Annotated in this window: 10 protein-coding genes; 5 read left to right on the top strand and 5 right to left on the bottom strand. The window is 54.0% G+C overall.

The window, feature by feature from the left end; genetic code table 11:
• Entirely contained in the window at positions 1-324 is a 324-nt protein-coding gene (locus HFN16_RS12365; protein WP_168891049.1) for a hypothetical protein, read from the top strand.
• 474 nt (positions 325-798) lie between these two features.
• Here HFN16_RS12365 and HFN16_RS12360 read toward each other — a convergent pair whose 3' ends face one another.
• Together HFN16_RS12360 and HFN16_RS12355 are read right to left on the bottom strand one after the other, a co-directional pair.
• Positions 799-2,856, bottom strand: a complete 2,058-nt coding sequence (locus tag HFN16_RS12360) for a ribonucleoside triphosphate reductase (RefSeq protein ID WP_168891048.1) — start codon at positions 2,854-2,856, stop codon at positions 799-801.
• On the bottom strand, positions 2,804-3,487 hold the full coding sequence (locus HFN16_RS12355; RefSeq protein WP_168891047.1) for an anaerobic ribonucleoside-triphosphate reductase activating protein: 684 nt from the start codon (positions 3,485-3,487) through the stop codon (positions 2,804-2,806). Before HFN16_RS12355 ends, HFN16_RS12360 begins: the two co-directional genes overlap by 53 nt.
• Positions 3,488-4,399: 912 nt before the next feature.
• Here HFN16_RS12355 and HFN16_RS12350 point away from each other — a divergent pair.
• Positions 4,400-5,584, top strand: a complete 1,185-nt coding sequence (locus HFN16_RS12350) for a metallophosphoesterase (RefSeq protein WP_247648330.1) — start codon at positions 4,400-4,402, stop codon at positions 5,582-5,584.
• Positions 5,585-5,667: 83 nt separating this feature from the next.
• On the opposite strand, the gene argC is transcribed toward HFN16_RS12350, so the two are convergent.
• Together argC and HFN16_RS12340 are read right to left on the bottom strand one after the other, a co-directional pair.
• Positions 5,668-6,723 carry an N-acetyl-gamma-glutamyl-phosphate reductase gene (gene argC, locus HFN16_RS12345; RefSeq protein ID WP_168891045.1) on the bottom strand — a complete coding sequence of 352 codons (1,056 nt, stop codon included), beginning with the start codon at positions 6,721-6,723 and terminating at the stop codon, positions 5,668-5,670.
• A gap of 49 nt (positions 6,724-6,772) precedes the next feature.
• Complete coding sequence (locus HFN16_RS12340) at positions 6,773-7,060, bottom strand: DUF1844 domain-containing protein (RefSeq protein ID WP_168891044.1); 288 nt, start codon at positions 7,058-7,060, stop codon at positions 6,773-6,775.
• A gap of 364 nt (positions 7,061-7,424) precedes the next feature.
• On the opposite strand from HFN16_RS12340, the gene HFN16_RS12335 reads away from it, so the two are divergent.
• From HFN16_RS12335 to HFN16_RS12325, 3 genes are all read left to right on the top strand, one after another.
• Positions 7,425-8,498, top strand: coding sequence for an efflux RND transporter periplasmic adaptor subunit (locus HFN16_RS12335; protein WP_168891043.1), 1,074 nt, complete (start codon positions 7,425-7,427; stop codon positions 8,496-8,498).
• 3 nt (positions 8,499-8,501) lie between these two features.
• On the top strand, positions 8,502-11,633 hold the full coding sequence (locus HFN16_RS12330; RefSeq protein ID WP_168891042.1) for a multidrug efflux RND transporter permease subunit: 3,132 nt from the start codon (positions 8,502-8,504) through the stop codon (positions 11,631-11,633).
• Between the two features lie 117 nt (positions 11,634-11,750).
• Positions 11,751-12,533: a transporter substrate-binding domain-containing protein gene (locus tag HFN16_RS12325; RefSeq protein WP_168891041.1), complete on the top strand. Its 783-nt coding sequence runs from the start codon at positions 11,751-11,753 to the stop codon at positions 12,531-12,533.
• An 84-nt stretch (positions 12,534-12,617) separates the two neighbouring features.
• On the opposite strand, the gene HFN16_RS12320 is transcribed toward HFN16_RS12325, so the two are convergent.
• A complete protein-coding gene (locus HFN16_RS12320) occupies positions 12,618-14,702 on the bottom strand; it encodes an HD domain-containing phosphohydrolase (RefSeq protein WP_168891040.1) in 2,085 nt (694 codons plus the stop codon).
• Positions 14,703-14,725 lie beyond the last annotated feature (23 nt).

The following is a 14,725-nucleotide window of genomic DNA, read 5'->3' as shown; positions in this document are numbered from 1 at the left end:
ATGGACGTTAGAATATACGGCGATTTTCACCGCATTACCCCGGAAATTTACGAGCAGCTCAAGGATTCCATTCCCCTTGAGCAGATAGACTATGACGGCAAGGATGTGCTTCGCATCGATCACGAAGGCAAGTACATCTACATGGATGATTTCATCGAACTGGTCAGCAAAGTATTGCCCGAGAACGGATACGGCCATGTCGAGTTCATCGACAACCTCGATTGGGAAGTGACCCGATACACCATCACGCCCGGCAAGATCGAAGAAAAGACCGTTAAGGTCGACAACGTACTCGACGCACACATGCGCGACCACGGTTTATAAGCCCAAAGGTTTGAAACCTCTGGCGGCCCTGCCGGGGGCCACCTCGCCGGTGAGGCGTCTCCGACGGGCAGGACGCTGTCCTGCACCTGCCAAAGGCCGAGGGCCTTTGGAATCCCATAGCTCGTTTCGCTCGAGGTCTCTTAATATCAACGACCATACTTCTTTATTAAAAAGATGCATCAACTAAAGAACTTCCCGGTTTTCTACAAATAGAAAACGGGATTTCTTTTTTTCTTACCCACCACATCCGGCTTTGAAGAGTGGTGCAGCCGCTAGGCGACGAGCACAATTGAAGCAGAGGCGTAGCAACGCTGCGTTGAGCATTCAATTGCGCTCGGCAACGACGCGGATGCGCAGCTATCCAAAGCCGCCACACGAAGCACAATGCGTGAGGCCCTCGACGCATCGCGCCGAGGGCCTCACATTCCCATTATCCTCAAATCCTGCTTCCTCAAACAGGATTGGAGAAACTATCTAATTGCAGAGACAATCGCTGAACACCACACGATCGGTGTATTCGGCCTGCTTACCCTTGTTCCAGCGGGAAACTGGGCGGTAGTAGCCGACAATGCGAGTATAAACCTCTGCTTCTTGTCCACAAGTGGGGCACTCGAAGTGCTCGCCGAGAACGTAACCATGCTCCTTGCAGATGGAGAAGGTCGGCGTGACCGAGATATACGGGATCTTGGTCTTGGAGAACGCCTTGACGATGAAGTTCTTGAGTGAGGCAGGATCAGTGACCGCTTCACCCAGGAAGGTATGGAAGACGGTACCGCCGGTGTAAAGCGGCTGGAGTTGATTCTGATGCTCAAGAGCATACAACACATCTTCGGAGATGCCGACAGGCAGCGCCGTGGAGTTGGTGTAGTACGGAGTACCATTGCCCTGGGCCTGAATGTCCGGGTAAAGGGACTTATCAATCTTGGCCAGACGGTAGCTGGTACCTTCGGCAGGCGTGGCTTCGAGGTTGTAAAGGTTGCCGGTCTCCTCCTGGAAACGGGAGGTGATGCGACGCAGGTGATTCAACACACGACGCATCAGGCGGATACCGCCCTCGGTCTCGATGCCGCGACCGATCAGGTTCAGGCAAGCCTCATGGCCACCGAGCAAACCGATGGTGGAGAAGTGGCCCTTATAGCCATTCTTCAGGTAGCGCTTGGACCACGGGAACATGCCAGCTTCAAGGTTGTTGTTGATAACCTTGCGCTTGTATTCCAGAGAATCCTTTGCCAGTTCTGCATATTCTTCGATCAGTTCAAGGAAGTCATCCTCGGACTGAGCAAGGTAGGCAAGCTTGGGCAGGTTCAGGGTGACAACACCGATAGAACCGGTGAGGTCGCCAGCGCCGAACAGGCCGCCAGTCTTGTTGCGCAGCTCACGAAGGTCCATCTGGAGACGGCAGCACATGGAGCGCACATCTTCGGGATTGAGATCAGAGCTGATAAAGTTCTGGAAATAGGGAACGCCGTATTTGGCGGTCAGCTGCATCAGCGTTTCACCGATGGGCTCTTCCCAAGGAAAGTCTTCGGTGACATTGTAAGTCGGAATCGGGAAGGAGAAGATACGATCGTGGTGGTCGCCTTCGAGCATAACCTCGATGTACGCCTGATTGATCATGTTCATCTCTTCCTGGAAGTCGCCGTAGGTCAACTCGTCGTCGTACTTGCCACCGACAATGATGGGCTCCTGAGCGATATGCTTGGGAGCAACGAGATCGAAAGACAGATTGGTAAACGGAGACTGACCACCCCAGCGGGAAGTGGTGTTCAGGTTGAACACGAACTTCTGCATGCACTGGCGCACCTGATCATAGTTCAGACCATCATGACGAATGAACGGAGCAAGGTATGTATCAACGTTGTTGAATGCCTGTGCACCGGCCCACTCATTCTGAAGGGTGCCGAGGAAGTTGTTCATCTGACCAAGCGCGGTATCAAAGTGCTTGGCAGGACCGGCAGAAGCGCGGCCTTCCAGATTGAAACCTTCCAGCAACAAATCACGCAGGGACCAACCGGCGCAGTAACCAGCCAAACCAAAAGAAAGGTCATGAATATGGAAGTAACCGTGGTCATGAGCCATACGGATTTCTTCCGGGTACTTCTCCAAGGCGTAGCGAGCCTGAACAGTACCGGACAGGTGCAGCATGAGCCCCTGGAAAGAGTGGGTCATGTTGGCGTTTTCGTTTACACGCCAGTCAGCCTGATCAAGGTAATTGTCGATGACTTCCTTGATGTCGAGGTAGGCTTCCTTCTGAGAACGAAGCTGACGACGCTGCTCCCGGTAAAGGATGTATTTCTTTGCGATCTCGAACTGGCGGGACTCCATCAGCACCTGTTCAACGGTGTTCTGGACATGTTCCTGCTCAGGGATGTCGAAATCAGCCAGCTTCTTCTCAACCTTCTGGCCGAGGCGCTTGGCGAGGAGCGGATCTTTGATGCCGCTGGCGGCGAGTGCTTTAAAAATGGCCTGGGCGATGCGATCAGTTGACCACGTCTCCAACCGCCCGTCTCTTTTCATTATCTGGCTGGGCATGCTGCTGCGTCCTCCTTGGGGGCACATACTTTTGAATTTTCAGTTCATATTCGAGCGGCAGATAGCTCTGAGCCGTTTCGATATCGGCATCGGTGAGACCAGGCACCCGGGTGGTGCGGAAGTAGAAGGCCTCGGGTTTGGCTTTGGCCATCTCGAAGATACGTTCGAGGTTGGCTTTGGCCGCGATTTCGGAAACGGCGTGTCCGGTGAGAGCGGGATACTTTGCGTACGGACCTTTCACATCCACGGCAAACGTATCCACCAGCTTATACTGAAGGAGATCCTTGACCACCTCGGGGCGCATGCCGTTGGTGTCCATTTTGACCGGCAGACCGGACTTACGGATCTCGAAGAGCAACTCCCCTACGCCCGGCACCATTGTCGGCTCGCCGCCGGTCACAGTGACCCCGTCGAGCCAGCCGGCTCGATCACGCAGGTATGCTTTTATACGGTTTTGATCGATGACGGGCAGCGATTGCATGTCCCAAGCCAGGTCAGCATTGTGACAGGTCGGGCAGTGCAGGTTGCAGCCTCCCAGAAAGATGATGCATGTGGTGCGGCCAGGCCAATCGCATAGGCTCATGTTCTCAAAACCGCGCACATAGTTCCAGACCCCTGCGGGCTCATTCATCCTTTCATTCTCCCTTTACGGATGCGGCTTGATTACCGCGTTGAAGCGTAACCGGCCTTCCGCCTTGAACTTCCCCCGAAGTGCGGTCCAACCGGTCTTTTTCGGACTTCCATTTGCACAGTTGGAAGTAGCCGAAACGTGTTTCTAGATTTATATTAAGATCAGTTTTTTGTACAGGGGGGATTCAAAAATTATTTGGTTAATCAGGCTATTTACAGTCGTATTCGCCGATTATCAGCGATTATAAAAACTGAGGAAAAGTTTTCCACATTTGTACTACGTACGTAAACACCATAATATCTAACTTTTTTCTAAAACTAGTTTAGAAAAAATATTTTTCAATTCTAGCGGGATTCGTTTTCGACAGATATGGAGGGTGGCGATTTAGGAAAAAAGCGTCGCCAAATGATTAAACTGAACTAGCACAAGGCCTCTCGCTTGGGAATCATTTTTTGGACGCTTTCCACAGAAAAACGAACATTAAAAACGTGAAAATCTCCCGGCTTCGGGGTAGCCCATGAGGCTCTAAGCCTGCCCGGTGTCAACCCCGAATCAGGACCTTTTTCAGAAGGAATATTGGCATGACTCTTGCCGTTTCATAATCGTAAAAAAGCAACACACAAAAAAGTTACCTTTCCCGCTCTCGACTATCCTCTTGATGACCAAAATCATCTACACCAGCTCCCTTCACTGTCATTTCTTATCCCGATATCCAATCGAACCCACGTGCATTTAAAGCGACAGCGAAGCCGTACTGGTTTGTGAAAAGGATCGATCTCAATCGCCACCTTTAAGCATGTCGGGGCAAACTAAAGCACAGCAACGGTTGCGCAAAATCGCACACATTTGACAATCAATCGTTTAAGCCCCATTTCATAAGGAAAGTATAACGGAGAAACCACGAGAATGATCATGTGGCTTATTATAGTATTATCCGTCGCAACCTTTCTGACTTTGTACCTCGGGTTGCGGCTCATCAATCCCGCACCGCTCGCGCGAAAGTGGAAGGTAGCGTCATGGCTGTTGGTCATTACGCTGCTCTTTGCCCAGCGTCTTTCATGGTATCTTTGGCGCGGTGACCGTACGGATACTCTGCTCCAGGTGTTCGACTGGGCAGGCTTCACTTTCCTCGGTCTGGTCTCGTTTATCGTAGTGCTTATGCTGTTACGAGATGTGCCAATCCTGTTCCAAGGCATCATGAGTACTTTGACAAAGCTTTTCGTACGCCGGAGCAAGCGCCCCTACTTCATCAAGCCGAACAGGGAACGTCGACGCTTCATGCTCAACGCCACCAACGGCGTAATAATGACAGCCGCCCTGCCTCTTTCCGGATATGCAGTCTATGGTGCCCGCCGCAAGCCGGAAGTCGTTCACAACGACCTGCCGGTCATCGACCTGCCGGAAGGACTCGAAGGGTTCACCATTGCGCAGATCACGGACACCCATGTAGGGCCGACCATTCGCGGGGCCTGGGTGCAGCAGGTGGTTGATGAGATCAACTCCCTGTCTCCCGACCTGATCGTCCATACAGGTGACATGGTGGATGGAAGCGTTGCATCCCTCAATGGCGCAGTCCGCCCCTTTGGCGATTTATCCGCGCCCCACGGCGTGTTCATGTGTACCGGCAACCATGAATACTATTCCGGCGTCCACGAATGGATAGGAGAGGCCAATCGCCTCGGCATGCGCCCACTCCTCAACGAGAACACCCTCATCGACACTGGCAATGGCCGCCTCCTTCTGGCTGGTGTCACCGACTACCGCGCCGACCGCCTTGTTCCGGAACACGCTTCATCCCCCAAGCAGGCCATGGCCAACGCACCGGACCACGATGTATCCATCCTACTGGCCCACCAGCCCAAGTCCATCTATGCGGCCAGCAACGTCGGATTCGACATCCAACTCTCAGGACACACTCACGGCGGCCAGTTCGCCCCATGGACATGGGCCATCGACCTCTTCCAGCCTTATGTGAAGGGGCTCCATCTACACGAGAAGACGCTCATCTATGTCAGTGTCGGTACCGGCTATTGGGGCCCGCCCATGCGCCTGGGAACCAAGCCTGAAATCACGCTTCACACCTTGCGAAAGGCCTAGAAGACAACGTAAACCACACCCAAAAAATGGCCCCGGAAGCACATGCTTCCGGGGCCATTACTATCTATATATCCGATCTGCGATTACGGCATGACCGGAGCCATGGGCAATCCTTCGTCGATGTCGAGACCACAAATGAGGTTGGCATTCATGAGGGCCTGCCCGGATGCGCCACGACACAGGTTATCGATAGCGGACAGAATAATCAGACGACCGGTGCGGGGATCGATGACCAGTCCGATGTCGCAAAAAACGGTACCGCGCACAAAACGGGTTTCTGGCAACTGGCCCTTGGGCAGCACGCGCACCATGGGCTTGTCAGAGTAGAAATCGGCGTAAAGCTCATGCACCTCGTCAAGGGTCTTCTCGCCCTTGAGCTTGGTGTAGATGGTGGAGAGAATTCCACGATCAATGGGCAGAAGGTGCGTGTTGAAAGACACGGTAATGTCTTCACCCGCCACCTTGGAAATTTCCTGCTCAATCTCCGGAGTATGACGGTGAGTAGGCAGCCCATAAGCGCGGAAAGAGTCATGCACTTCGCAGAAGAGTGTACCGACATTGGCACCACGCCCAGCTCCGGAAGCACCGGACTTGGAATCAATGACAATGTTCTCGGTCTCAACCAAATTATTGGCGAGGGCCGGAGTCAGCCCGAGAATTGCGGAAGTGGGATAACAACCGGGGTTGGCGATCAGGCGCGCCCCCATGATCTGATCAAGGTAAAGCTCCGGCAGACCATACACGGCTTCGGACAGGAGATCGGCCTTGGTGTGCTCGGTGGCATACCATTGTTCGTAGGTAGCCTTATCGTTAATACGGAAGTCGGCAGACAGGTCCACCACTTTCACGCCCTCTTCCAACAGGGCAGCGGCGATCTCCATGGCGGTCTTGTGCGGCACGGCCAGAAAGACCACATCACATTCGGCAGCGAGATCTGCCGGATCAGGCTGAGTGATTACCAATTCGCCAAGGGGCAGCCGGTTCAGGAAGGGATAAATGTCAGCCAGCGTCTTGCCCGCTTCGGAACGGGAGGTGGCCCGCACCAGTTCCATGGAGGAATGATGCGTCATGAGACGGGCCAGTTCCATGCCGGTGTAGCCGGTAACGCCGACCAGACCCGCCTTGATGGTATGGGACATGTAGAAACTCTCTCTTTGTTTCCGCAACCGGCTACATGAGCCGCCTGCGTTATTTGGACTTATTCACGTAAGCCATGCGGAGATTGTATACGATCTCGCACAGCAGCTTCTTCTCGTCCTCGTCCAACCCGTTTTCAAACTTGTTCTTGAGCATGCCAAGCACGTCGATGGTGTGTTTGGCCATCTGGGGCTGGAACTCCACCTTGCCGGTGGTAGGATCGGCTGCCTCGCCAAGGGCGACCATGGCCGACGAGGACAGGGAATAGATGAAGGTGGAGAAATTGATATCCAGGGGAACGCCCTTCATGGGGTTCTCTTTGCACGTCTTGTCAGCCATCTTCGCCTCCGCGGTGAAATGCGTTAAATCTGTTGGCAACTTAAGTAAGGTCTGGAGGATTCGGAGTCAACATTTCAGCGTCATTCTCGTCACACTTCGCATACCCGATCGACGTTATATATATTTCTTAACCTTAATATTATTGTTTGAAAATCTACCTGCTTTCTGATTACTATGCGTAGTTACTTAAGTTATGGTGAATGTCACTGACCCCAACGCAATCTCAAAGGCCTGTCTTATGTTTAAAAAAGAGTTCAATATCAAGGTGTTACCACTTTGCCTTCTTGCAACTGTCTTTCTTATTCTCCCCGGATGTTTCGGAGAGGATCAAAAGGAAGCTGCAAAGACACAGGGTCCTGTACCCATGAAAGTGATGAAGGCCGCCAAAAAGGACATGCCCTATTGGGGTGAATTCGTAGGCACGATCAGCGCGGTTGAATCCGTGGATGTTCGCGCTCGCGTTGCCGGCTTCCTGCTGGAGAAAAGATTCGATGAAGGCCGCAAGGTCAATAAGGGCGACCTGCTCTTTGTCATCGACCCCAAGTCCTTTCAGGAAGATCTCAATCAGGCCGAATCCGGACTCGAATACAATCAGGCCTTGTTGGCAAAAGCCAAGAAGGACTACGAACGATTCAAGAAGCTCTATGATGACGGCGTGGTCAGCCGCGAAGAATTCGAAAGCTACCAGACCTCTCTGGCGACCTACAAAGCTCAGGTCCGCGACAACGCTGCTCAGGTCGAGAACGCCCGTATTCAGCTCGGCTACACCAAGATTTACTCTCCCATCGACGGCATCATTGGCCGCGTGAAAGTGGACCTCGGCAACCTCGTTGGTCAGGGCGAAAACACCCTGCTCGCCACTGTCTCCACCGTGGACCCCGTCTACGTTTCTTTCAGCATTCCTGAAAGCGACTATATCCGCGCCCGCCGTAATCCTGAAATGCAGGAAACCCGCGAAAAGGAAATTGAACTCATTCTGGCCGATGGCAGCAAGTACGATGTCAACGGATCGTTCAGCATGATCGACCGCGCTGTCGATCCTCAGACCGGTACCCTCGGCATCCGCGTTTCTTTCCCGAACCCTGACGGCCTGCTCCGTCCCGGCCAGTACGGCAAGGTCCGCGTCCTCATCGAGAGCCTCAAGGACGCTGTAGTCGTCCCGACCCGCGGTGTTCAGGATACTCAGGGTATGAAGTCCATCTATAAAGTAGGCGACGACGGCAAGGTCGTTAACCAGCCCATCAAGATCGGCTTTGAAGCGGACAACATGGTTGTAGTGACTGAAGGCCTCAACGCCGGCGACACCGTCATCATCGACGGCATTCGCCGTGTACGTCCCGGTATGGAGATCAAGCCTATCGTGGTTCCCATGGATACGCCCCAAAACGAAGCAGCTTCCATGGGCAATCCTCAGGATACTGAACAAAAGGAAAACTAAGCCATGGTCAGATTCTTCATTGACCGCCCGATCTTCGCATCGGTTGTGGCCATTATCATTCTATTGGTCGGTGTTCTGAGTGCCCTGTCGCTCCCCATCGCCCAGTATCCGGAAATCGCGCCGCCGTCAGTCAGCGTTAGAGCCACCTACACCGGTGCCGATGCCCAGACTGTTATGGAATCCGTGGCTACTCCCATTGAAGAGCAGGTCAACGGTGCGCAGGACATGATGTACATGTCCTCCATTTCGTCCAACGACGGCTCCATGTCCCTGTCCGTGACCTTCGAATTAGGGCGCGATCTCGAGCTGGCAACCGTTGACGTTCAGAACCGCGTCAACCTCGCCACAGCACAGCTCCCGCAGGAAGTCCGCAACACAGGTGTCTCGGTACAGAAACAGTCCCCGGACATCGTTCTGATCATTAACCTGACATCCGACCTGCCTCAATACGACTCTCTGTTCCTGAACAACTACGCCAAGATCAATCTGTATGATGCGCTTCGCCGTATTGAAGGCGTTGGTAATGTTTCCCTGTTCGGTGACAAGGACTACGGCATGCGCATCTGGCTCGACCCCGACAAACTGGCGAGCTACGGCCTGACCGTATCCGACGTTATCGGTGCCGTGCAGGAGCAGAACATTCAGGCCCCGGCAGGCCAGATCGGCATGCCGCCCGCCCCTGTGGGACAGCAGTTCCAGATGTCTGTGCGCGTCAAGGGCCGCCTCGCCGATCCTGATGAGTTCGGCAAGATCATTCTCAAGGCCAATGAGGACGGCAGCACAGTCCGCGTGGAAAACGTGGCCCGTGTCGAGCTCGGCTCCAAGAACTACTACACTTTCTCCCGCCTCAAAGGGCAGGACACCGCCTCGCTGCTGATCTACCAGCTGCCCGGCGCCAACGCCCTCGACGTTGCTGACAACGTCCGCAAGACCATGGACGAATTGTCCACATACTTCCCGGACGGCATCAAATATCAGATCCCCTACGACACCACTCTGTTCGTCACCTCCTCCATCGACGAGGTGCAGGATACACTTGTCGAGGCACTCATACTCGTGTTCCTCGTGGTGTTCATCTTCCTGCAAAACTGGCGCACAACCATCATTCCCATGGTCACGGTGCCCGTTTCTCTGATTGGTACCTTTGCCCTGTTCCCGGTCCTCGACTTCTCCATCAACACATTGACGCTATTCGGCCTTGTCCTCGCCATTGGTATCGTTGTTGACGATGCCATCGTTGTTGTTGAGGCGACGCAGCGCATTATTGATGAAGAAGGGCTGTCACCACGCGATGCCACGAGAAAGGCCATGGACGAAGTAACCGGACCGGTCATTGCGTCCACGCTGGTGCTCATCGCGGTGTTCGTGCCGGTAGCATTCATGGGTGGGATCACGGGCCAGCTGTACAAACAGTTCGCCTTGACCCTGTCAGTGTCGGTGTTCATCTCATCCATCAACGCATTGACGCTCTCACCGGCACTCAGTGCCTTGCTGCTGCGTCCTTACACGCCCATCAAAGGCCCCTTGGGTTGGTTCTTCGGCAAGTTCAACTATGTATTCGAAGCCGTGACCAAGCGATACAACAAGGGCGTGGCCGCTCTCGTGCGCCGCTCTGTCATGGGTTTGCTGGTCATAGCCATTTTCGCAGCCGGTTGTGGCGGCCTGTTCAAGATCCTGCCTTCCGGCTTTGTGCCTGACGAGGATCAGGGTTACTTCATCGTCAACTGCATGCTGCCTGAAGCAGCCTCGCTTGAACGGTCGGATGCCGTCATCAAACAGGTTGAAGACTACCTCGACAAGGCTCCCGGTGTACGCAGCTATGTCTCCCTTGGCGGATTCAATCTGCTGACCGGTTCATACTCTTCCTACAGCTCTGCCCTCTTCGTCATTCTGGACGACTGGTCCGAGCGAGAGTCACCCGAGCTGTCTCTGGAAGCGATCATGGGCAATGCCCAGAAGGCATTCTGGGGGATTCAGGAAGCCATCGTCATGGCCTTTGGCCCGCCGCCTATCCGCGGTCTGAGTTCCACTGGCGGTCTGCAATTTGAACTGCAGGACCGCACAGGTGGAACCATTGAGGAGTTGGACGCCATCGCCCACCACTTCATGGAAACCGCGAACAAGCTGCCGGAGGTCGCCTCGACCTTCACCACCTTCTCGGCAAACGTTCCGCAGTATTACGTGGAGATCGACCGCGACAAGGTCAAAAAGCTGGGCGTGCCCGTCAACGAAGTATTCCAGACCATGCAGACCTATCTGGGTGGTTACTACATCAATGACTTCAACAAATACGGCCGCACCTTCCGCGTCATGGCGCAGGCAGAGTCCAACTACCGCACCAAACTCGAAGATTTGAGCCGCTTCTACATGCGGTCCAACGAAGGCCAGATGGTGCCGCTCTCCACTCTCGGAGAAGCCTCACGCATCACCGGTCCGGAGTATGTGCAGCGATACAATGTATTCCGTACTGTCGAGGTCAATGTCACTCCTGCTCCCGGCGTCAGCTCGGGTCAGGCAATGGCAGCCATCGAACGCGCTGCGGCAGAGAACCTGCCCACCGGCTTCGGCTACGAGTGGACAGGTATCGCCTATCAGGAAAAAACAGCGGGTAGCCAAACAGGCCTGATCTTTGCCCTGGCTATCGTCATGGTATTCCTGGTGCTGGCAGCTCAGTATGAATCATGGGCCACCCCGTTTGCGGTCATCCTGTGTATCCCCCTCGGCATCTTCGGCGCCATGGCGTCCCAATGGGTGCGAGGACTGGACAACAACGTGTATGCGCAGATCGGTCTGGTCATGCTCATTGGTCTGGCTGCCAAGAACGCTATTCTCATTGTTGAGTTCGCCAAGGAGAAACACGAGAAGGAAGGCATGTCCTATGTGGATGCGGCACTGGAAGCAGCACACCTGCGCTTCCGCCCCATTCTCATGACCTCCTTCGCCTTCATCCTCGGCGTCATCCCGTTGGTCGTTGCCACTGGCGCAGGCTCTGCCAGCCGCCACGCCCTGGGCACCTCGGTGTTCGGCGGCATGATCGCGGCCACGATCCTCGGTGTCATCGTTGTACCTTCTCTGTACACAGCCATCTTGAGCTTGGCTTCCAAGGTCCGCGGAAAGAAAGAACAAAAGGAATAGCCAATTACATGCAGTAGTAATCCAGGCCGCCCACACTAAGTGGGCGGCCTTTTTTAGTGTCCACCAAGAGATTATAACGCCCTTCAACCCCTCGTGGTTTTACAATAGTATGCTCTAATGTCGAAAAATCCCCACCAGACAATCCTCCTACTACTGATGGCAATGTTGCTTTGCATGATCAGCGTTCCTACACACGTCGAGGCCAACGCCGATGACAAGACCATCATCATGTTCATTCCCGATACGGATTGGCCGCCATACCTCATAAACGACCCGCGCTATCCCGGCGGAGGTGTGCTGCTCGAAGTCATGCGCGCTGTTGTTACGCCACTTGGATACGAGGTGAAGACGTGTCGTCTTCCTAACAAGCGAGGCTGGGAGTTATTGAACTGCCGTGAAGTGGATGCACACGCCAAGGCTAAAGAATGGGTCAGAGATCCCGACAACTACCAATGGACCGCCCCCTTCATGCTGCATGAAGATGTGCTTCTCTATCGTATGAACAGCAATTTTGAATACACCGAACCGAAAGCACTGTATGGCAAGACGCTCGTAGGCATCAAAGGGTTCATCTACCCAACTCTTGAACCACATTTTGGCCCGGGGAAAATTCATCGCATTGACGTTTCCAACCCGTTTGCCATGCTGGAGTTGCTGAACCTCGGCCGTGTGGATGCTGCCATCGTCAACAGGAACGAAACCCTTTGGCTTTTCAAGAACCGCCCTGACCTCAATCCCGAACGGTTCCGACTTGATTCCAAACCATTCGGCTCAGCCGGATATCGTTACGTCTTCAACAACGACAAACGGTGGGCGCCTTTAATTGAAAAATTCAACGCACGACTTGATGAAATGAAGCGAAACGGAGATCTCGACAAGATCCTCGATCAATATCGTTAATATTACTTTCCCCTACGCATAGAAAAAGGCCCCGACGCACACGCGCCGGGGCCTTCGTTTTACCAGATGGATAATATGACTACACTATGCCTTCTTCTCCAGCAGCTTTTCGCCCGCAGGAGTCTTAATGACGTTACCCAAGGCTTCGACCACAGAGGCGTCAAACTTGGTGGATTCGCTGGCCAGGATTTCCAGGGCCTGGACAGGTTCCTTTGCACCGCGATAGGCACGCGGACGAATCATGGCGCAGAAGACGTTTAACACGGACAGGATGCGAGCCGACAAGATGATCTCATCATACTTGAGATTCTTGGGATACCCCGAACCGTCGATACGTTCGTTCATCTGATAGATAGCCTTGAGAACGCCTTCCTCAATGTCGATATCCTTGAGGATGCGATAAGCGTGTTCCACGTGCTCTTCCATGGCGGCCATCTCTTCATCAGTAAGGCGACCCGGCTTGGTCAGGATCTCGTTGGGCACGAACATCTTACCGATCTGAGAGAGGTTGGCGGCAGTTTCGATCTCGGCGATCTCCATTTCAGGCAGGTTCATGGCACGGGCCACTTCCATGGAAAGGCCAGCCAGCAACTTGGTGTGACCGCCCAAATATGGATCAGCCGCTTCAATGGTGGAACCAAGCGCTTCCATGGCTCCCTTGATCAGTCGCTTGTTCTGCTCCTGCACCGCAATGAACTGAGTAATGTCGCGATACACTTCGACAATACCCACACATGCTCCGGCAGTATCACAATAAGGCGACTTGGAGATCTGGAACTGGTAACGCTGACCACGCAGGAAGATCGGCTCATTGATCGTAATCTTGCGCTGTTCAATTGCCACCTTCTCGTCCGGAGAAGAGAGACGCTTGGCCGTATCAAAGCCGAACAGGGCCGGTGCATCCATGCCAATAAGCTCTTCCTTGGAACGTCCCACAGCTTCGGCAAACGCGTCGTTGACGTATGTATACTTACCCTCGGAATCCTTGAGAGTGATGAACTCGTCGATATTGGCGTTAATGGAGTCGATGAACCGCTTCTGGTCATCGATCTTGTTGGCGAGATTGCGGAATTCCTCGGCCACACGCTGAGACTGAACCCCTGCCAGCACCCACCAGGCGAGGCCTGCAATGAGGAGCGCGGTCAGGATACCAAGCCCAGCCACCACGTAAACTGTGTTGGTGAAAGCGGCAATGGGAGCCATGGCGTTATCGTAATCAGCTTCCTGCACGACCCACCACTGTGGCCCCTGCACACGAATACCAAGGGAGAAGACTTCCTCATCATCTTCAGAAAGACTGAAACGATCACCGAACGGAAGGTTGCCCTCTTTGTTCAGCTCAATCTCGGCTGCAACGTCGGTGAACCCTTCGGTGGTCCACGGCGTGACCTGCTTATAGGTACCGTTCATCTTCTGCATCAAACGGGTACGTTCCCCCTTGGCCGACAACGTCGAGTTGGAAAGCAATTCAGTGATCTTGCCGCTCACCTGACGAGTCATCATCAACGCGCCAACAGGCTCGTCGATGTTCTCACGGGCATCGGGAGAATAGATGGGGACATACACATCCAGTTCCACACCCTGCAGAGTTCTGCGCAAGGGGGAGAAGCGTGCTTCCCTGTGCTTGATGGCTGCAGTAGCCTGCTCCAACTGCTCTTCCATCATGGGAGGCAGATGACCATCGGTGGCGATATAGGCATCACCATTGCGGTTAAGGATACGGGCATTGATGAAACCGGAATACGTAGAGAATTCCCTGAGCATATTCTGCATCATGGGCAACTGGGCAGCCAATTCGGAGCCCTCTCCGTCGTACTCTCCTTCATCCAGGGCAACAGCGCCAAAAATGGCGGCCAGGTCGCCCTCGATGTTGTCCACCTCGGCTGCATAGAGTCGGAACAGGTCCGACTTGATGAGCCTGTCGCCCTGACGGGAAAGATTCTTGAGCCATGCCTGGAACATCTCGGCCCTGCCATGAGCGAGCAAGCCAAGACGCTTTTCCTGATTCTGCAGCCCTTCAGTGTGCTTGTCGCTCACTGCCTTGCCGGCTAGGAACAGGATACCTGCCGAAATGATCAGCACGAAGGCAAGAACAACGCCAATCTTGACGCCCTGCTTGGCTCCACCGATGCTGACCGGCACGTCCGCGTTACTGTTTGTTTGTGCCATAATTTACTCCATCTGGTTTGTCT

The sequence above is a fragment of the Pseudodesulfovibrio sp. zrk46 genome, from assembly GCF_012516435.1.
Taxonomy (GTDB): Bacteria; Desulfobacterota; Desulfovibrionia; order Desulfovibrionales; family Desulfovibrionaceae; genus Pseudodesulfovibrio.
The sequence above is the reverse complement of the archived record's forward strand: the minus strand, read 5'-3'. Positions and strand labels throughout refer to the sequence as shown.

What these genes read in the sequence shown, in the direction of transcription:
- HFN16_RS12365 (WP_168891049.1), top strand. Translation starts at nt 1, where the DNA reads ATGGACGTTAGAATATACGGCGATTTTCACCGCATTACCCCGGAAATT.
- HFN16_RS12360 (WP_168891048.1), bottom strand. Translation starts at nt 2,856, where the DNA reads ATGCCCAGCCAGATAATGAAAAGAGACGGGCGGTTGGAGACGTGGTCA.
- HFN16_RS12355 (WP_168891047.1), bottom strand. Translation starts at nt 3,487, where the DNA reads ATGAATGAGCCCGCAGGGGTCTGGAACTATGTGCGCGGTTTTGAGAAC.
- HFN16_RS12350 (WP_247648330.1), top strand. Translation starts at nt 4,400, where the DNA reads ATGTGGCTTATTATAGTATTATCCGTCGCAACCTTTCTGACTTTGTAC.
- argC (WP_168891045.1), bottom strand. Translation starts at nt 6,723, where the DNA reads ATGTCCCATACCATCAAGGCGGGTCTGGTCGGCGTTACCGGCTACACC.
- HFN16_RS12340 (WP_168891044.1), bottom strand. Translation starts at nt 7,060, where the DNA reads ATGGCTGACAAGACGTGCAAAGAGAACCCCATGAAGGGCGTTCCCCTG.
- HFN16_RS12335 (WP_168891043.1), top strand. Translation starts at nt 7,425, where the DNA reads ATGAAAGTGATGAAGGCCGCCAAAAAGGACATGCCCTATTGGGGTGAA.
- HFN16_RS12330 (WP_168891042.1), top strand. Translation starts at nt 8,502, where the DNA reads ATGGTCAGATTCTTCATTGACCGCCCGATCTTCGCATCGGTTGTGGCC.
- HFN16_RS12325 (WP_168891041.1), top strand. Translation starts at nt 11,751, where the DNA reads ATGTCGAAAAATCCCCACCAGACAATCCTCCTACTACTGATGGCAATG.
- HFN16_RS12320 (WP_168891040.1), bottom strand. Translation starts at nt 14,702, where the DNA reads ATGGCACAAACAAACAGTAACGCGGACGTGCCGGTCAGCATCGGTGGA.